At 61.3% G+C, this 19,098-nt stretch carries 16 protein-coding genes and 1 pseudogene; 15 read left to right on the top strand and 2 right to left on the bottom strand.

The genetic code is table 11. The features are described 5' to 3' along the window. The first annotated feature begins 84 nt into the window (after positions 1-84). The 12 genes from tsf to lpxB all read left to right on the top strand — a co-directional run bounded on the left by tsf (position 85) and on the right by lpxB (position 12,207). Positions 85-1,011 carry a translation elongation factor Ts gene (tsf, locus tag BS629_RS31275; RefSeq protein WP_018241887.1) on the top strand — a complete coding sequence of 309 codons (927 nt, stop codon included), beginning with the start codon at positions 85-87 and terminating at the stop codon, positions 1,009-1,011. Positions 1,012-1,107: 96 nt separating this feature from the next. Continuing rightward, the gene (pyrH, locus tag BS629_RS31270; RefSeq protein WP_003539289.1) at positions 1,108-1,830 is read left to right on the top strand and encodes a UMP kinase; all 723 of its coding nucleotides are present in this window, start codon (positions 1,108-1,110) and stop codon (positions 1,828-1,830) included. 51 nt (positions 1,831-1,881) lie between these two features. Continuing rightward, positions 1,882-2,442 (top strand): ribosome recycling factor, encoded by a 561-nt coding sequence (frr, locus tag BS629_RS31265; protein ID WP_018241888.1) that lies wholly within the window; start codon positions 1,882-1,884, stop codon positions 2,440-2,442. Positions 2,443-2,479: 37 nt separating this feature from the next. After that, complete coding sequence (locus BS629_RS31260) at positions 2,480-3,223, top strand: isoprenyl transferase (RefSeq protein WP_018241889.1); 744 nt, start codon at positions 2,480-2,482, stop codon at positions 3,221-3,223. Beyond that, positions 3,223-4,053: a phosphatidate cytidylyltransferase gene (locus BS629_RS31255; protein ID WP_018241890.1), complete on the top strand. Its 831-nt coding sequence runs from the start codon at positions 3,223-3,225 to the stop codon at positions 4,051-4,053. Before BS629_RS31260 ends, BS629_RS31255 begins: the two co-directional genes overlap by 1 nt. A gap of 28 nt (positions 4,054-4,081) precedes the next feature. Further along, a complete protein-coding gene (rseP, locus tag BS629_RS31250) occupies positions 4,082-5,215 on the top strand; it encodes an RIP metalloprotease RseP (RefSeq protein ID WP_018241891.1) in 1,134 nt (377 codons plus the stop codon). A 199-nt stretch (positions 5,216-5,414) separates the two neighbouring features. Next, entirely contained in the window at positions 5,415-7,754 is a 2,340-nt protein-coding gene (gene bamA, locus BS629_RS31245) for an outer membrane protein assembly factor BamA (RefSeq protein ID WP_032980658.1), read from the top strand. Positions 7,755-7,804: 50 nt separating this feature from the next. Further along, positions 7,805-8,872 (top strand): UDP-3-O-(3-hydroxymyristoyl)glucosamine N-acyltransferase, encoded by a 1,068-nt coding sequence (gene lpxD / locus BS629_RS31240; protein ID WP_018241893.1) that lies wholly within the window; start codon positions 7,805-7,807, stop codon positions 8,870-8,872. Continuing rightward, positions 8,865-9,332, top strand: coding sequence for a 3-hydroxyacyl-ACP dehydratase FabZ (gene fabZ / locus BS629_RS31235; RefSeq protein ID WP_018241894.1), 468 nt, complete (start codon positions 8,865-8,867; stop codon positions 9,330-9,332). The genes lpxD and fabZ overlap by 8 nt, the downstream gene beginning before the upstream one ends. Continuing rightward, the gene (lpxA, locus tag BS629_RS31230; RefSeq protein ID WP_018241895.1) at positions 9,329-10,147 is read left to right on the top strand and encodes an acyl-ACP--UDP-N-acetylglucosamine O-acyltransferase; all 819 of its coding nucleotides are present in this window, start codon (positions 9,329-9,331) and stop codon (positions 10,145-10,147) included. The genes fabZ and lpxA overlap by 4 nt, the downstream gene beginning before the upstream one ends. Positions 10,148-10,150: 3 nt before the next feature. Beyond that, a complete protein-coding gene (locus BS629_RS31225; protein WP_018241896.1) occupies positions 10,151-11,032 on the top strand; it encodes an LpxI family protein in 882 nt (293 codons plus the stop codon). Beyond that, positions 11,029-12,207: a lipid-A-disaccharide synthase gene (gene lpxB, locus BS629_RS31220; protein ID WP_018241897.1), complete on the top strand. Its 1,179-nt coding sequence runs from the start codon at positions 11,029-11,031 to the stop codon at positions 12,205-12,207. The genes BS629_RS31225 and lpxB overlap by 4 nt, the downstream gene beginning before the upstream one ends. Positions 12,208-12,238: 31 nt before the next feature. Here lpxB and gltA read toward each other — a convergent pair whose 3' ends face one another. Continuing rightward, positions 12,239-13,528: a citrate synthase gene (gltA, locus tag BS629_RS31215; RefSeq protein WP_018241898.1), complete on the bottom strand. Its 1,290-nt coding sequence runs from the start codon at positions 13,526-13,528 to the stop codon at positions 12,239-12,241. Between the two features lie 290 nt (positions 13,529-13,818). On the opposite strand from gltA, the pseudogene BS629_RS31210 reads away from it, so the two are divergent. Further along, a pseudogene (locus BS629_RS31210) lies at positions 13,819-16,252 on the top strand (ComEC/Rec2 family competence protein). Here the strand turns inward: BS629_RS31210 and lexA are convergent. After that, on the bottom strand, positions 16,233-16,952 hold the full coding sequence (gene lexA / locus BS629_RS31205) for a transcriptional repressor LexA (RefSeq protein WP_003539306.1): 720 nt from the start codon (positions 16,950-16,952) through the stop codon (positions 16,233-16,235). The pseudogene BS629_RS31210 and the gene lexA sit on opposite strands and share 20 nt — an antisense overlap. A 198-nt stretch (positions 16,953-17,150) precedes the next feature. Between lexA and BS629_RS31200 the strand changes: the two genes are divergently transcribed. Next, positions 17,151-18,047 (top strand): VOC family protein, encoded by an 897-nt coding sequence (locus BS629_RS31200; protein WP_018241899.1) that lies wholly within the window; start codon positions 17,151-17,153, stop codon positions 18,045-18,047. Then, the gene (gene kdsA / locus BS629_RS31195; RefSeq protein ID WP_018241900.1) at positions 18,044-18,889 is read left to right on the top strand and encodes a 3-deoxy-8-phosphooctulonate synthase; all 846 of its coding nucleotides are present in this window, start codon (positions 18,044-18,046) and stop codon (positions 18,887-18,889) included. Before BS629_RS31200 ends, kdsA begins: the two co-directional genes overlap by 4 nt. Positions 18,890-19,098: the final 209 nt, after the last annotated feature.

Here is a 19,098-nt window from a genome sequence, read left to right as displayed (position 1 = left end):
CATACATACAGGTACATTTCGTGCCTCAATCCGGTGCTGAGCCGCGCTTTACGGCCCACCGTATGAACCGACAAGAGGAAGCTAATGAGCGAGATTACGGCTGCAATGGTGAAGGAACTGCGCGAAAAGACCGGCGCAGGCATGATGGACTGCAAGAAGGCTCTTGCTGAAACCGGTGGCGACATGGAAGCGGCGATCGACTGGCTGCGCGCCAAGGGCATCGCCAAGGCCGACAAGAAGTCCGGCCGCACCGCTGCCGAAGGCCTCATCGGCGTTTCGAGCCAGGGCACCAAGGCCGTCGTCGTCGAAGTCAATTCCGAAACCGACTTCGTCGCCCGTAACGATGCCTTCCAGGAACTCGTCCGCGGCATCGCCAAGGTCGCCGTCTCGACCGACGGCACGGTCGACGCCGTTGCCGCTGCGACCTACCCGGCATCCGGCAAGTCCGTTTCCGACACGATCAAGGATGCGATCGCCACGATCGGCGAGAACATGAACCTGCGCCGTTCGACCGCTCTCTCGGTGGAGGACGGCGTCGTCGCCACTTATATCCACAATGCTGTTTCCGACGGCCTCGGCAAACTCGGCGTTCTCGTGGCGCTGAAGTCGACCGGCGACAAGGAAGCCCTGAACGCCATCGGCCGTCAGGTCGCCATGCACATCGCGGCGACCGCGCCGCTGGCGATCCGCCCGGAAGAAGTCGATGCCGCCGTCGCCGAGCGCGAGCGCAACGTCTTCATCGAGCAGTCGCGCGCTTCCGGCAAGCCTGACAACATCATCGAAAAGATGGTCGAAGGCCGCATGCGCAAGTTCTTCGAAGAAGTCGCTCTTCTCTCGCAGGCTTTCGTCATCAATCCGGACCTGACGGTTGCTGCCGCCATCAAGGAAGCTGAAAAGGCCGTCGGCGCGCCGATCGAAGTTGCCGGCATGGCCCGTCTGCTGCTCGGCGAAGGCGTCGAGAAGGAAGAAACCGACTTCGCGGCCGAAGTTGCGGCTGCCGTCAAGGGTTGATCTTCCAGTCATAATTGGGAAAACACGAAGGGCATCGCGTGACAACGCGGTGCCCTTCGTGTATCGGGCATTCACGGCAATTTACGAGGAGCCAAGATGTCTTTAGAGCCTGTCTATAAACGCGTTCTACTCAAGGCTTCCGGCGAAGCGCTCATGGGTGGCCAGGGTTTCGGGATCGATGTGACGGTGGCGGACCGCATTGCATCCGACATAGCCGAGGCACGGCATATGGGCGTGGAAGTCGGCGTCGTCGTCGGTGGCGGCAATATCTTCCGCGGTGTCGCGGTGGCGTCCAAGGGCGGCGACCGGGTCACCGGCGACCATATGGGCATGCTCGGCACCATCATCAACGCGCTGGCGCTGGCGACCTCGCTGCGCAAGCTGAACATCGACACGGTGGTGCTTTCGGCCATCTCCATGCCCGAGATCTGCGAGAGCTTTTCGCAGCGCGCAACCCTTTATCATCTGTCGATGGGACGCGTGGTGATCTTTGCCGGTGGCACCGGCAACCCCTTCTTCACCACCGATTCCGCCGCAGCACTTCGCGCCGCCGAAATGGGCGCGGAGGCGATCTTCAAGGGTACGCAGGTGGACGGCATCTACACCGCCGACCCGAAGAAATATCCCGATGCGACTCGCCTCGACCGCTTGACGCACCAGGAAGTGCTGGACAGGGGGCTTGCGGTGATGGACGTTGCCGCCGTGGCGCTCGCCAGGGAAAATTCCATTCCGATCATCGTCTTCTCGATCCACGAGAAGGGTGGTTTTGCTGAAATCTTGACGGGCGGTGGCCTCAAGACCATCGTCTCCGACAACTGATAAAGCTGCGCCGCGGTTTCGGCGCAGCCCTCGCCAGACGGGAGCATCGACATGAGTGAAGGTATCGATATCAAGGAACTGAAGCGCCGCATGGACGGCGCCATTTCCGCATTTAAGAGCGACATCGCATCGCTGCGCACCGGCCGTGCTTCGGCCAACATCCTCGACCCGGTGACGATCGAGGCCTATGGTTCCCGCATGCCGCTGAACCAGGTCGCCAACATCACCGTGCCCGAGCCGCGCATGCTGTCGGTTTCCGTCTGGGACAAATCGATGGTCAGTGCTGTCGAGCGCGGCATCCGCGAATCCAATCTCGGCCTCAACCCGATCGTCGACGGCCAGAACCTGCGCATTCCGCTGCCGGAACTGAACGAGGAGCGCCGCAAGTCGCTCGTCAAGGTGGCGCACGACTATGCCGAAAAGAGCAAGGTGGCGATTCGCCATGTCCGCCGCGACGGCATGGACGGCCTGAAGAAAGCCGAAAAGGACGGCGTCATCGGCCAGGACGAGAGCCGCGCGCAGTCGGAACGTGTACAGAAGATGACGGACGAGACGATTTCCGAAATCGACCGCTTGCTTGGCGAGAAGGAAAAGGAAATCATGCAGGTCTAGTGGATCTGTGCCTTTGCCTGGAAAGACCGGACGGGAAATGTCGGAATCTATATTTGTGACTGTGCCAGAGCATGTTGCCATCATCATGGACGGCAATGGCCGTTGGGCCAAGCAGCGTGGTCTGCCGCGCACGATGGGCCATCGCAAGGGCGTCGAGGCGGTGCGCGAGACAGTACGCGCCGCCGGTGCGGCCGGCATAAAATATCTGACCCTCTTTGCCTTCTCCTCGGAGAACTGGCGCCGGCCCGAAGCCGAGGTCTCCGATCTGCTTGGCCTGCTCAAGGCTTTCATCCGGCGCGACCTCGCGGAGCTCCATCGCCAGAACGTGCGGATCAAGGTGATCGGCGACCGCCACAGCCTGCGCAGCGACATTCTCGGCCTGCTGCTGGAGGCGGAGGAGACGACCAAGGACAACACGTCACTGACGCTCGTCATCGCCTTCAACTACGGTTCGCGCGACGAGATCGCCCGCGCCGTGGTGAGCCTCGCCAGGGATGTGGAGGCCGGCCGCCTGAGGGCGCAGGATATTACACCCGCGCTGATCAACGCCCGTCTCGATACGGCAGGTATCCCCGACCCGGATCTCATTATCCGCACCAGCGGCGAAGAGCGGCTTTCCAACTTCCTCCTATGGCAGGCCGCCTATTCGGAATTCATCTTCCTTCCGGAGTACTGGCCGGATTTCAGCCCTGAGATCTTCCGCTCGGCGCTCGAGACATTCGCCTCTCGCGACCGGCGCTTCGGCGGCCTGTCGTCGCAGGCGGCTGCGGTCGGCACCTGATGCAGAGGGAACTGAAGCTCCGCATCGTTTCAGGACTGATTCTTGCGGCCATCGTTCTTGCCGCCACCTGGTATGGCGGCCTTGCCTTCCGTATCCTGGCGGTCGCCATTGGCCTGCTGATCTACTATGAATGGTCGAAGATCACCGGCATCGCGCGCGATTGGGTCGTCAATGCCGTCGGCTGGATCGGTGAGGCGGCGGTCGCCTTCCTCGTGCTTGTCGGCAATTTCGAATTCGCCGCCGGCATGTTGGCCGGCGTCACCGCCGTCGGCATAGCCCTGGTCATTCTGCATGGTGCGAGCCGCTGGTTGCCAGTGGGCCTGTTTTATGCCGGCGTCACCGGCCTGGCGCTTGCCGCGATCAGAAGCGATGACCGGCTTGGCCTTTACGCCATGCTCTTCGTTTTTGCCGTCGTCTGGGCAACCGATATCCTTGCCTATTTCGTCGGCCGGGCGCTCGGAGGACCGAAGCTTGCTCCTTCGATCTCGCCGGGAAAGACCTGGTCCGGCGCAATCGGCGGCGCCGTTTCGGCGGTCGCAGCCGGCGTCGTTCTCGTCCATTTTCTCCTTCCGGGCGCTGAAATCATCGCCGCCTTCGCAACGCTTGTTCTCTCCATTTGCAGCCAGTCCGGCGATCTTTTCGAATCGTTCATCAAGCGGAGATTCGGCGTCAAGGATTCCAGCCGTCTCATTCCGGGCCATGGCGGCGTCATGGACCGTGTCGACGGACTGATTTTTGCCTGTTTTTCGGCGTTCTTGCTTGCAGGGCTTTTTTCCCTGATAAAGGGGACCGGAATGACGTCGCTTGGCGCGGCATTGTTCGGACTCTGACAACGCGGCAGTCTGACGGAAGGCACTCATGGAAACGCTGAGCGGCATATACGCATTTTTGATGGGGAATATCGTTACCTTCATCCTCGTGCTGTCTCTGCTCGTCTTCGTGCATGAGATGGGCCATTACCTCGTCGGGCGTTGGAGCGGCATTCGCATCCTTGCCTTTTCCGTTGGCTTCGGTCCGGAGATATTCGGCTTCACCGATCGCCACGGAACGCGTTGGAAGATCGCGGCGATCCCGCTTGGCGGCTACGTCCGGTTCTTCGGTGACGAGGACGCCTCGAGCAAGCCCGACACCGACAAGATCGCCGCCATGTCCGAGGAAGACAGGGCGCGCTCCTTTGCTGGCGCCAAGCTGTGGAAACGCGCTGCAACCGTCGCGGCTGGCCCGATCGCCAATTTTCTGCTGGCGATCGCCATCTTCACCATTCTTTTCTCGGTCTATGGCCGCACGATCGCCGATCCTGTCGTTGCCGAGGTCAAGCCTGATGGCGCCGCGGCTGCCGCTGGCGTGCTTCCAGGCGATCTATTGGTCGCCATCGATGGCGGCAAGGTCGAGACCTTCGACGACGTGCGCCGCTATGTCAGCATCCGTCCGAGCCAGAAGATCGTCGTGACCATCGAGCGTGGTGGGCAGAAGCTCGATCTGCCGATGGTGCCGCAACGCGTCGACATGACTGACCAGTTCGGCAACAAGGCTGAGGTCGGCCAGATCGGCATTGTCACCAACCAGCAGGCCGGCAATTTCCGCCTGCAGACCTATACGCCGCTGCAGGCGCTGCGTGAGGCTGTGCTCCAGACCCGGGATATCGTTACCGGCACCTTCAAATATATCGCTAACATCTTCAGCGGAACGATGCGCGCCGATCAATTGGGTGGGCCGATCCGCGTGGCGCAAGCTTCGGGCCAGATGGCGTCGCTTGGGATAGGCGCGGTGTTGCAGCTTGCGGCGGTGCTTTCTGTTTCGATAGGATTGCTTAACCTGATGCCGGTTCCGGTACTTGATGGCGGCCACCTGATGTTCTATGCGGTGGAAGCGGTGAGGGGAAAACCGCTGGGCTCTTCGGCCCAGGAAATTGCCTTTCGCATCGGCCTGGCGATGATACTGACATTGATGGTTTTCACGACCTGGAACGATATTGGCTCGCTGAGAGGGTAAACGAGCAAGGCGAGGGTAATTACTATTTATTTACGATGTTTCAAGGCTGTAGTGGCGAATGGGTCACGCTTGCAAATGAAGTAAACAGAAATTAACGACCTGCCTTGCTTGTATGTCAAAAGCGGGTAAAACGACACACGTGACCGGAATCGGGTTCTCCTGGAGCCGGGGACGAGGGAAACAAAAGGTAATGGGTGAAATGAAGGCTGGTTCAAAGTTTTTGAACGCAGTATCGGCGGTTGCGCTGTCTGCTAGTGTTGTTGCTTCGGGCGCAGGTGCTTTGACGTTCGTTTCCGCTACGGCCGCTGAGGCCGCGGTTATCCAGCGCATCGATGTGCGCGGCGCAAGCCGTGTCGGCGCGGAAGCCGTTCGGTCGAACCTCACCATCGCTCCCGGAAAGAGTTTTTCGAACAGCGATATCGATGCATCGGTCAAGCAGCTCTACGGGACGGGTTACTTCTCCGACGTCAAGATCTCGGTCTCCGGAAGCACGCTCGTCGTCAACGTTCAGGAAGCCCAGCTCGTCAATCAGGTCGTCTTCAACGGCAACCGCAAGATCAAGGACGACAAGCTCGCGACGATCGTCCAGACCCACGCTGCTGGTCCCTACAGCGACACCCAGATCCAATCCGACATTCAGTCGATCAAGGAAGCTTACGCTGCCACCGGCCGTAGCGAGGTTGAAGTCACGACGCAGGTGGTGCCGCTCGGCGAAGGCCGCGTCAACCTCGCCTTCGTCATCAACGAAGGTGACCGCACCAAGATCGATTCGATCAACTTCGTCGGCAACAATGCCTACAGCGCCGGCCGCCTGGCTGCCGTCATCAACACCAAGCGTTCGAATTTCCTGTCGTTCCTGACCCGCAAGGACGTCTATAACGAAGACAAGCTCCACGCAGACGAAGAAGCGCTGCGTCAGTTCTATTACAATCGCGGCTACGCCGACATGCGCATCGTTTCTTCCGATGCCGCTTTCGACGACGCGACCAACAAGTACACGCTCACCTTCAACATCGAGGAAGGCCAGCGTTATGACTTCGGACCAGTGACCGTCCAGTCGACCGTCGAAGGCGTCGGCTCCGACCAGTTGCAGCCGCTCGTACGCACCCGCGAAGGCCAGGTCTACAACGCCAAGGAAGTGCAGAAGTCGATCGAGGCGATCTCCGATCAGGTGGCGTCTGCCGGTTATCCCTTTGCGCGCGTCACGCCGCGCGGTAACCGCGACCTCAACAACAACACGATCGGTGTCGAATATCTGGTCGACCAGGGCGAGCGCGCCTATGTCGAGCGCATCGAGATTCGCGGCAACAGCCGCACGCGCGACTACGTCATCCGCCGCGAATTCGACATGAGCGAAGGCGACGCCTTCAATCAGCAGATGATCACCAAGGCCAAGCGTCGCCTCGAAGCGCTCGGTTATTTCTCCTCGGTCAACATCTCCACCCAGCCGGGCAGCTCCCCTGACCGTGTCGTGGTGGTTGTCGATGTGCAGGATCAGTCGACCGGTTCGTTCGGCGTCGGCGCGGGTTATGCTGCCGGCGGCGACGGCCTGCTGCTCGAAGCCTCGATCGAGGAAAAGAACTTCCTCGGCCGCGGCCAGTATATCCGCATCTCGGCCGGCGGCGGTCAGGAAGGCTCGCGCGCCTACGGCGTCAGCTTCACCGAGCCTTATTTCCTTGGCTACCGTCTGGCGGCAGGCTTCGACGTCAACCGCAGCGAAACGTCGAGCAATGACAACTACGATTACGAGGAAACTAGTGTCGTCCTGCGCGTCACCGCGCCGATTACCGAGGATCTGGCGACGACCTTCCGTTATAACTACAAGCAGATGAAGTATGACGCTGATAACAGCGATCTTTCCGATCTGTCTGCTCCGTATCAGCACCTGGTTGAGGACAGCCCGTGGACACGTTCTTCCGTCTCGCAGACGCTGACCTACAACACGCTTGACGACACGATCCTGCCACGCGAAGGCATCTATGCGACGGCGACGCAGGAAATTGCCGGTCTCGGCGGTGACTCGCAGTTCTACAAGATCTACGGCAAGGCTCGTTACTACCGTCTGCTCGCCGACGATGCCGATATCATCGGTTCGGTCTCGGCTTCGGCGGGTTATGTCATCGGCTTTGGCGACCATCTGAACGTCTTCGACCAGTTCACGCTGACCAACGGTGACATTCGTGGCTTCGAAAACAAGGGTATCGGCCCGCGCGTTTCTGGTACCAACGACGATCCGCTGGGCGGTACGACTTATTTCACAGCATCGGCCGAAGCGACCTTCCCGATGCCCGGCTTCCCGCGTGACTTCAACCTGCGCGGCGCGGTCTTCGCCGACGCCGGCACGTTGTTCGGCAACGACGTTGACCTGAGGGGCGACGGCATCGACGGCGAAGACGCCTCCCTGCGCGCTTCCGTCGGTGTCGGTGTCGTCTGGCAGTCTCCCTTCGGTGCATTGCGCCTGGATTACGCAATCCCGGTCCTCAAGGAAGACTTCGACAAGACACAGAACTTCAAGTTTGGCATCAACAACCAATTCTGATATCGGCAGTCCGGAACTGTAAGACTCAATTCCGTTCTGGAGCATTGCCGATGGAGCAAAACGTTTTCTTTCTGCCCCATGAAGGTCTGAAGCTCGCTGAGCTGGCAGAGTTTCTTGGGGCGGAGCTTGTTAATTCCGACCATGCCGGTGTTATTGTCAGGTCCGTTGCCCCCATCAGCCGGGCACGGGCAGGCGATGTCTGTTATATCCTGTCGCGCCGCAGCCGCGATGAGCTGGCGACATGCGAAGCCTCGGTGGTGATCTGCGACAAGGCGCTTGCTGATCTCGTACCTCAGCATATCCCGGTCATTCTGTCGTCCAATCCGCATGCGGCCTTCGCGATGGCGGGCGGACTGCTTTATCCCGCAGCCTTGCGCCCTGTCACCTTTTCGCCAGGTGAAGGCGAGATCGCGACAAGCGCGGTGATCGATCCGAGCGCCAAACTCGAAAAAGGTGTGATCGTCGAGCCGATGGCCGTCATCGGTGCGCATGCCGAGATCGGCGAGGGGACGCGCATTGGCGCGCAGAGCATCATCGGTCCGGGCGTCAAGATCGGCCGGGATTGTTCGATTGCGGCCGGTGCGAGCATTCTCTGTGCACTGCTCGGCAATGGCGTCATCATCCACAACGGCGTCCGCATCGGCCAGGATGGTTTCGGCTACGCGCCGGGTCCGCGCGGCATGATCAAGATCGTCCAGATCGGCCGGGTGATCATTCAGGACAATGTCGAGATCGGCGCAAACACCACGATCGACCGCGGCGCCATGGACGATACGGTGATCGGCGAGGGCACCAAGATCGACAACCAGGTCCAGATTGGCCACAACGTTCAGATCGGCCGCCATTGCGCCGTCGTTGCGCAGGTCGGCATCGCCGGTAGCGCGAAGATCGGCAATGGCGTGCAGATCGGCGGCCAGGTCGGCATCAAGGGGCACGTGACGATCGGCGACGGCGTGCAGATCGCCGCCCAAAGCGGTATCATGACCGATCTTGCCGCCGGCGGACAATATGGTGGCACACCTGCGCGTCCGCTAAATGACTATCTGAGAGATGTCGCGCAAATGATGTCCAAGACGAGAGTGCGCGGGAAGAAACCTGGAGGCGAGCAAAATGACTGAGGAAGCCACGACAACGCTTTCTTCGGCTGACATCATCGAGATCATGAAACTGCTGCCGCATCGCTACCCGTTTCTCATGGTCGACAAGATCATCGAGATCGACGGCGACAACACAGCGATTGGCATCAAGAACGTCACCGTGAACGAACCGCATTTCACTGGCCATTTTCCGGAATCTCCGATCATGCCCGGCGTTCTCTTGATCGAGGGCATGGCCCAGACCGCGGGTGCGATCTGTGCCAAGAAGGATGGCCAGCCCGGCAACCTCGTTTATTTCATGACCATCGAGAATGCGCGCTTCCGCAAGCCCGTCGTACCCGGCGATCGTGTTGAATTCCATGTCAAGAAGCACAAGCAGCGCGGCAATATCTGGAAATTCCATTGCGATGCCAAGGTCGACGGCGCGCTTGTCGCCGAAGCCGATATCGGCGCGATGATCGTTCGTAAGGATCAGGCATGAGCACTATCGCCGAAAGCGCCCGCATTCATCCGATGGCCGCCGTCGAAGACGGTGCTGTTATCGGTGAGGGCGTCAAGATCGGTCCCTTCTGCCATGTTGGGTCGCACGTCGTCCTGCATGCGAATGTCGAGCTTTTGTCGCATGCGGTCGTTACCGGCCGCACTGTGATCGGCAAGGGCACGCGCATCTTCCCGATGGCGGTCGTCGGCGGCGATCCGCAGAGCGTGCATCACGGCGGCGAGGAAACGACGCTGACGGTCGGCGCCAACTGCACGATCCGCGAAGGCGTGACGATGAACACCGGCACGGCCGATTTCGGCGGCCAGACGATCGTCGGCGACAACAACCTCTTCCTTGCCAATTCCCATGTCGCGCATGACTGCCGGGTCGGCAATCACGTGATCATGTCGAACAACGTCATGCTCGCCGGTCATGTCGTCATCGAGGATCGTGTCATCCTGGGTGGTGGCTCGGCCGTTCACCAGTTCACCCGCGTCGGCCGTCAGGCCTTCGTCGGCGGGCTCTCGGCAGTGAGCTACGACGTCATCCCCTACGGCATGCTGAACGGCAATCCCGGGCTGCTGAGCGGCCTCAACGTCGTCGGCATGACGCGCGCCGGTGTCGACCGCGCCGTCATTCATAGAGTGCGCCGCGCCTACAAGTCGATCTTCGAAGGAACGGGCTCGGTCCGCGAAAACGCCGCCGCCATCCGCGAAGAATATGCCGATTGCGAGCAGGTGGTCCACATCCTCGATTTCATCGCCGCTGACAGCGACCGCGCCTTGTCCTCGCCGACCCGGGGACAGAAGGGCTAGTCCGTGACTTTATCCGGCGACACCGCTGCGGGCCGGCTGGCGATCATCGCCGGCGGCGGCCTTCTGCCTTCCTATGTCGCCGAAGCCGCGCGAGCGGCGGGTGAAAATCCCGTCATCGTCGCGCTGAAGGACGAAAGCGACCGGCGCTGGGAAGGGTATGACCATGCCGTCATCGGCATCGGCGATTTTGCAGCTCTCGAGGGCCTCTTGAACCGCTACGGCATCGGCCGTGTCGTCATGTCCGGCAGCGTGCGGCGCCGGCCGGAATGGCGCGAGGTGCGCCCGACTCTGCGCACTCTGATGAAGATGCCGGCCGCGATCCGCACCTTGCTGTCCGGCGGCGACGATACGGTGCTGCAGATGGTGATCCGGCTGATCGAGGGAAACGGCCGGCGTGTCGTCGGTGCCCATGAGATCGCCCCCGACCTTCTTGCCGCCGTCGGCCCGCTCGGCACGGCGATACCGGGCGAAGAAGACCGGCGCGATATCAACCGCGCGGCGGAAGCCGCCGAAATGCTCGGCCGGCTCGATGTCGGCCAGGGCGCCGTCGCCATCGGCGGGCGTATCGTCGCGCTGGAGGGTCTTGAGGGCACGGACGAGATGCTGGAGCGTGTCGCGGGTCTCAGAGCCGCCGGGCGCATCTCGCCGCGCCGCCGCGGCGCGCTTGTCAAGCTCTGCAAGCCGCAACAGGATATCCGTGCCGACCTGCCGGCGATCGGCGTTTCCACGGTCTTGAACGCGAGGAAAGCCGGCCTTGCCGGCGTCGCCGTCGAGGCCGGCCGCTCGCTGGTGCTCGATCGCGCCGCCGTCATCAAAGCCGCCGACGAGGCCGGGCTTTTCGTCTGCGGCATCGATCGCGGCCTGCCGTCATGGGGGCTCGAATGAACGGGGCGCCGCTGAAGATCGCCGTCATTGCCGGCGAGGTGTCGGGGGATCTGCTTGGAGCAGATCTCATTGCCGCCCTGAAGCGGATTCATAGCGGACCGGTGGAACTCGTCGGCGTCGGCGGCGAGGGGCTGCAGGCGGAAGGCTTGCGGTCCCTGTTCGATTTCTCCGAGCTGTCGATCATGGGCATCACCCAGGTGCTGAGTCGGCTGCCGAAGCTCTATACCCTGATCCGCCAGACGACGGCTGCCATCATTGCCGCAAAGCCCGATATTCTTCTCATCATCGATAGCCCGGATTTCACCCATCGCGTCGCCAAGCGTGTCCGCACCGCGCTGCCCGATCTGCCTGTTGTCAATTACGTCTGTCCGAGCGTTTGGGCCTGGAAGGAATATCGCGCCACGCGCATGCTCGGCTACGTCGATCATGTGCTCGCCGTCCTGCCCTTCGAGCCGGCAGTGATGCGCACGCTCGGCGGGCCTGAGACCACCTATGTCGGCCATCGCCTGACCGTCGATCCGGCGCTGCTCGAAGCGCGGCGGTTGCGCGCCGGGCGCGCAGCCGTCGGCGAAGCGGGCAAGACGATCCTGATGCTTCCGGGGTCAAGATCCTCCGAAATCAGCAGGCTGCTGCCGTTCTTCGAGGACGCGGCCAGGGAACTCGTCGCCCGCAACGGCCCGATGCGCTTTTTGCTGCCCACCGTGCCGCACAATGAAGCGCTGGTGAAGGGGCTCGTCGCCGGCTGGGCCACGCCGGCGGAGGTCGTGGTCGGATCCATGCAGAAGTGGAAGGCCTTTGCCGAAGCGGATGCCGCGATGGCGGCTTCCGGTACGGTCATCCTCGAACTCGGCCTTGCCGGCGTGCCGACGGTGTCCGTCTATAAGACGGATTGGATCATCAGCCTGCTGACCAAGCGCATCAAGGTATGGACGGGCGCATTGCCCAATATCATCGCCGATTATGCCGTCGTGCCCGAATATCTCAACGAGGTGGTCCGCGGCGCCAGCCTGGCGCGCTGGATGGAGCGGCTGTCGGCCGATACGCTCCAATTGAAGGCGATGAACGAGGGTTACGATCTCGTCTGGCAACGCATGCAGACCGAAAAGCCGCCCGGCGAGCACGCCGCCGAGATCCTTCTCGACGTCCTGAAAAAGAAAAAACCCGGTCGTTTCTGACCGGGTTTTCTTTTCGGTTCTTTTAAAGCGATCAGCGCTTCGAAACCGGGATGTAATCGCGCTTCGGTTCGCCGACATAGAGCTGGCGCGGACGGCCGATGCGCTGTTCCGGATCCTCGATCATCTCGTTCCACTGCGCGATCCAGCCGACGGTGCGGGCAAGCGCGAAGAGCACGGTGAACATGGTCGTGGGGAAGCCCAGCGCCTTCAGCGTGATGCCGGAATAGAAGTCGATGTTCGGATAGAGCTTCTTTTCGATGAAATATTCGTCGGTGAGCGCGATGCGCTCCAGCTCCATCGCCACTTCGAGCAACGGATCATCCTTGATGCCGAGTTCGCCAAGCACTTCATGCGTCGTCTTCTGCATGATCTTGGCGCGCGGATCGTAGTTCTTGTAGACGCGGTGACCGAAGCCCATCAGGCGGAACGGATCGTTCTTGTCCTTGGCGCGGGCGATATATTCCGGAATGTGGTCGACCGAGCCGATCTCGTTCAGCATGTTGAGCGCTGCTTCGTTGGCGCCGCCATGCGCGGGGCCCCAGAGGCAGGCGATGCCGGCGGCGATGCAGGCGAACGGGTTGGCGCCCGACGAACCGGCGAGACGGACGGTCGAGGTCGAGGCGTTCTGCTCATGATCGGCATGCAGGATGAAGATGCGGTCCATGGCGCGGGCAAGCACCGGATTGACCACATATTCCTCGCAAGGCACGGCAAAACACATGCGCAGGAAGTTCGAGGCGTAGTCGAGGTCGTTCTTCGGGTAAACGAAGGGCTGGCCGATATGGTACTTGTAGGCCATGGCGGCAAGCGTCGGCATCTTGGCGATCATGCGCAGGCTGGCGACCATGCGCTGGTGCGGATCGGTGATGTCTGTGGAGTCGTGGTAGAAAGCCGACAGCGCACCGACGCAGCCGCACATGACGGCCATCGGATGCGCATCGCGGCGGAAGCCGGTGAAGAAGCGGCTCATCTGCTCGTGCACCATGGTGTGGTGCGTGACGCGATAATCGAAATCCTTCTTTTGCACGGTGGTCGGCAGTTCGCCGTAAAGCAAGAGGTAGCAGACCTCGAGGAAGTCGCCATGTTCGGCGAGCTGCTCGATCGGATAGCCGCGATGCAGCAGGACACCTTCGTCGCCGTCGATGTAGGTGATTTTCGATTCACAGGATGCAGTCGACGTGAAGCCCGGATCGTAGGTGAAGGAAGCCGTGTTCTTGTAGAGGGCACCGATATCGATGACGCTCGGGCCGATCGTGCCGCTTTTAACGGCAAGGTCGACTGATTTGTCACCGATTTTTATTGTAGCGCTTTGATCCGTCATGCTGATCCTCCGAAATGGCGGTGGCGCCATAAAAGCGCCATAGGGGTTAAGCGTCCTCACCGATAGCTATATGATCGCGAGGCTAATGCCAAGTTACCGTGATGGCATTTTGTGCATTGCAGTATCACCTTTTAGGCACTGCAGCGATGAGCCGCATGCATATCGGAAGCCGATGATTCGACTGCTCTTTTGGCTCTTTCAATTTTCCCTCACTTTTCAATCGATTATTCTTGCCGGATTTGATTGGCGGTTGCATTCTGCCTGTCGGGGCGAGTGACCTTGGGCAGCACATGCAGGAGTTGACGACAGTCGAATTGCGGCCGGAAGCAGGCGCCGGCCTTGCCGACTCCGCCGGTTTTTCTCCGGCTGTCGTGGTGACGCGGCCGCCAACGACGCAGTCGGCGACACCGCGGCGCCACCGGCTGCCGGCAGCAGCCTCGCAATCGCTGCGTAGTGGCATGCGCATGCTGGGCGAAGAGGCGGGACCATGGCCGCCTGCTGCTGTTCTCACCGGTCTTCCTCGGCGCCGGCTCAGCCTTCTGGTTTCTAGCGGCATCGGACTTCCCGCTCGTTGCATCGCTGCTCTGCCTGTTGGTGCTGACCGTCGCGGTTCTCATCGCCAGCCGCAGCCGGGCGGCATTGCGGGCAACGCTGCTGGCGCTTGCACTTGTCGCCTGCGGCGTGGTCTCTGCGCAGCTCGAGAGCCGACGGGCTTCGACCGTGATCCTCGATTCATCAGTGACGACGACGGTGACCGGCCGTGGCGAGCGGCGCGAAGGCGATGGTCGCGGGCGGTGGCGCTATATTCTTGCCGTCACCGGCACTGAGGCGCCGGAGGTGAAGCGGCCGCCGGGGCGTATAACCGCGATCGCCCGCGGCGCGGACGCGCCTTTCGAGATCGGTGATATCATAACCGGCAGGGCACGGCTGACGCCGCCAGCAGGTCCAGCGCTTCCTGAGCTCAACGACTTCTCCTTCGGTGCCTATTTCGATGGCATCGGCGCCAACGGCTTCTTCTACGGTGCGCCGACAAAGGTCGATTTGCAGGCAGGTCCGCAAGCGGCCAGATCGACGACGGAAGCGCTGCTCGAAGGTCTCTACCGGCTGCGCAGCGGTATCGGCGACCGCATAAGGTCGATCCTGCCCGGCGACACCGGCGCTTTTGCCGCTGCTCTGGTGACGGACGAGCGGCGCGCCATCTCGAATGAGACGACGGAGGCGCTGCGCCAGTCCGGTCTGGCTCATATCATCGCTATCTCCGGCCTCAACATGGCGCTGTCAGCCGGCATCTTCTTCGTCGGTTTCCGCATGCTGCTCAGCCTCTTTCCCGGTGTCGCCCAAGCCTATCCGACCAAGAAGATCGCCGCTGCCGGCGCGCTCTTCGCCGTCACGGCCTATTTCCTGATCTCCGGCTTTGCCGTCTCGGCCGAACGCGCCTTCATCATGATGGCGATCATGTTGATTGCCGTCTTCTTCGACCGGCCGTCGATCAGCCTGCGCAATGTCGCTCTCTCGGCGCTCGTCATTCTCGCCATTTCACCGTCCGAGGTCTTGGGTCCGAGCTTCCAGATGTCCTTTGCTGCGACATTGGCGTTGGTATCTGGCTACCAGCTGTGGAAGGACCGGCGCGTCCGCGAAAACGCTTTCCTGAAGCTGCCGGTGTTTCGGCCCGTCGTTACGGTTGCGGGTTTCTTCGGCGGCGTCTTCCTGACCTCGCTGATCGGCGGCTTTTCCACCGCGCTGTTTTCGATCGAGCATTTTCATCGCGTGACTGCCTATGGCCTGCCGGCAAACCTCGCGACGATGCCGATCATCTCCTTCATCATCATGCCGGCCGGGTTGCTGGCGATGCTGCTCATGCCTTTCGGTCTGGATGTTTTGCCTTGGAAGGTCGTCGGATTCGGCCTCGATCTGGTGATCGCGATCGCAAAGACGGTGTCCGGCTGGGGTGGCGACATCGGCATCGGCCGCTTGCCCGCTTGGTATTTCGCGATAGCCGTCGCAGGCTTTCTGCTGCTGACGCTGCTCCGCACCCGGCTGCGCCATATCGGCACGTCGATCATCGCGATCTCGACGCTCGTCCTCTTGCTTCTGCCGGTTCCCCGGCCGCCGGATCTGGCGATTTCGGAGGATGGTGGTCTCGTCGCAATCGTCGAGGCGGGGGCCATGGCTTCCAACCGTGAAAGACCGCCGGATTTCATCTTCGACCAGTGGCAGAGAGCGCTGGTCCTGCCGACGCATCACCCGCCGAAGATGCTGGATGGTCCTGCTATCCCGCCGGAGGGAGAAGACCGCCGCGTCAGGTTTTCCCGCGATCAGCAGAACGAAGCAAGGTCGGCGATGCGGGCGGCTGCAGCGGCCGGTGAAGCCAACCGCTTTTCCTGCGTCAAGAAGGCCTGGTGCACATCAAGGCTTGGCAATGGTCATGTCGTTGCTGTCATCGACAATGCCGCCTATCTCGGTCCGGCATGCGACGCGGCCGATATCGTCGTGACGTCGGTCCGCCTGCGCTTCAACAGCTGCCGCTCAGGGGCGACGCTCTTCACCGGCGAAACGCTGCGCAGGACCGGCTCCGTCGAGTTGCGGTTCGCCGACGCCGGCCTGGAGGTCGCAACCGCATTCGATGCATTGTCGCGGCCATGGATGCGGCATCGCGCCTATGACTGGCGCAGCAACAGTTTTGCCGAATCCGGACTGCCTGATGTCAGTGATAGCGGCGAATGAGGCCGACGAGCTTGCCCTGAACCTTGACGCGGTCCGGCCCGAAAATCCGGGTCTCGTAAGCCGGGTTGGCCGCCTCCAGCGCGATCGAGGCGCCTTTGCGGCGGAAGCGTTTGAGTGTCGCTTCTTCGTCGTCGACGAGAGCAACGACGATGTCGCCAGGACTTGCGGTGCTGCCGTTGCGAATAATCACGGTGTCGCCGTCGAAGATGCCGGCGTCGATCATCGAATCGCCCTTGACCTCGAGCGCATAATGTTCACCGGAACCGAGCATGTCGGCCGGAACGACGATGTCGTGGGTGTTGTTCTGGATCGCCGAGATCGGAACACCGGCGGCGATACGGCCCATGACCGGCACGGAGACCGAGTTGCCGTTGTCGGCGACGGGTTTTGCGGGAGCAGGAGTGGCGACCGGCTGCGGCTTGCCAAGGCTGCCCTCGATGACGCTGGGCGAAAAGCCCCGCCGGGGCTGAATGCTGGGGCTGTAGGCCTCCGGAAGCTTGATAACCTCGAGCGCACGGGCGCGGTTCGGTAGGCGACGAATGAAGCCACGTTCCTCGAGCGCCGTAATCAGCCGGTGAATCCCGGACTTGGAAGCGAGGTCCAGGGCATCCTTCATTTCGTCGAAAGATGGCGGAACGCCGGATTCCTTCATGCGCTCATGAATGAAAAGGAGAAGCTCCTGTTGTTTGCGCGTGAGCATCGACGTTGTGACCTCGTGATTGAAACAAATCCAGAACAGACACTATATGTTCCATATGTGTTCCGCAAGTAGCTAAATTTCCGTAAAACTTGGCGCCAACTCGTTGAGATTTTTATTTTCATTCGCCGGATTGGGACACATGTCTTGCATTGAGGGGCGCGCCATCGCACATCTCTTGCCGTTTCCAGGAGGGATATCATGAACGAGCGTTCCGCCAAGCCGCACCCGCTGGATCATGTGGTGCTGCCCGTCGTCAATATCGATCTGGCGCGCGAGAGGCTTGGCAAGCTCGGCTTCACCGTTGCCGCCGATGCACGCCATCCCTTCGGAACGGAAAACGCCTGCGTCTTTTTTGCCGACAAGACCTATCTGGAGCCGCTCGGGATTGCGATTGTCGAGGAGAGCGAGGCCTCAGCGCGGCAAGGCAATGTCTTCACCGCCCGCAACCGGGCCTTCCGCTTCCGCTGCGGCGAGGAGGGGCTTTCGGGGCTTGCTTTCGGTAGTAAGGATGCCGGCATCGATCATCAGAACTTCGTCGGCAACGGATCGAGCGCCGGCGAGATGCTGCAGTTCACCCGGCCGATGACGATGCCGGACGGTTCTGAGAGCATCGCCGGCTTCAAGCTGGCTTTTGCCGGCGACCTGCGAGCGCCCGATCTCTTCCTTTTCAGCGTCGAACGCGTCAATCCGCTGCCGGCCGACCGCGGCGCGCTGGAGACGCATGCCAATGGCGTCACCGGCATTGCCGAGATCGCGCTCTGCGCGCCTGATGCTGCCGCTTTCGGAGCCTTCGTCGGCCTTGCCGTGGCGCAGGCGGCAGTCGAGAAAACCGGTTTTGGCGTCAATGTTGCTGCGTCGAACGCGAAAATCAGCCTGATGACGCCGGAAGGGCTAGAAGCCTATTTCGAGATCGCCGGCTCATCCGCCGATCGCGGCCTGCGTGGCCGGGCAATCCTCTTCATTGTCGCCGATCTTGCCGTGACAGAAGCGCATTTGGCTGCTAACGGGGTGACATACACGCGCAAGAACAATCGCATTCTGGTGAAGCCCGCGCCCGGGCAGGGCACGCTCTTCGCCTTCGAGGAGACACGATGAGCACTGAGACGAATTCCGAAGTCAAGATCGGCGAAGGCCAAGGCCAGGTGACCTTTTCCAATACCGGCCGGCTGTCGCTGATTGCCGGTCCCTGCCAGATGGAGAGCCGCGACCACGCCTTCATGGTTGCCGGTACGCTGAAAGAGCTTTGCGCAAAGCTCGGCATCGGCCTCGTTTACAAGAGCTCCTTCGACAAGGCGAACCGCACCTCTCTTTCGGCTGAACGCGGCATCGGGATCGAAAAGGGCATGGAGGTCTTTGCCGACCTCAAGAAGGAATTCGGCTTTCCTGTCCTGACCGACGTTCATACCGCCGAGCAATGCGCGGAGGTGGCAAAGGTCGTCGACGTCCTGCAGATCCCGGCCTTCCTTTGCCGACAGACCGACCTTCTCATCGCCGCCGCCAAGACCGGCCGCGTCGTCAATGTCAAGAAGGGCCAGTTCCTCGCCCCTTGGGACATGAAGAACGTCCTGAAGAAGCTCAACGCCAGCGGCAATCCGAACGTGCTGCTGTGCGAGCGCGGCGCCTCCTTCGGCTATAATACGCTGGTTTCCGACATGCGCTCGCTGCCGATCATGGCGGCGATGGGCGCGCCCGTTATCTTCGATGCCACCCATTCCGTGGCACAGCCGGGCGGGCAGGGCGATTCCTCCGGCGGTCAGCGGGAATTCGTGGAAACACTGGCGCGCGCAGCAGTGGCCACCGGTATCGCCGGCGTCTTCGTCGAAACCCACCAGGACCCCGACAATGCACCTTCGGACGGCCCGAACATGGTCTATCTCAAGGACATGCCGCGGCTGCTTGAAAAGCTGCTTGCCTTCGATGCGGTCGCCAAGGCTTGACGTTCAACAGCCTGACATGATCGTGCTATAGGCATGTCGCGAAAAAGTGTGCAGCGGTTTTGCGACAACGACATGCGGAAAGCCAAAGACCTAAAGCGTGGCAAGCGAATCTGAAAGATCGCGACGCGCTTTAGGCGAGATCCGAACGCTGGTTCGAAGGCTGGAAATTGCAGCATTGTAATTTGCACGCCTTCGACTAAGACAGGTTT

It is taken from the genome of Rhizobium leguminosarum bv. viciae USDA 2370, from assembly GCF_002008365.1.
Classification (GTDB): Bacteria; Pseudomonadota; Alphaproteobacteria; order Rhizobiales; family Rhizobiaceae; genus Rhizobium; species Rhizobium leguminosarum.
This window is presented reverse-complemented; position numbering and strand designations above follow the sequence as displayed.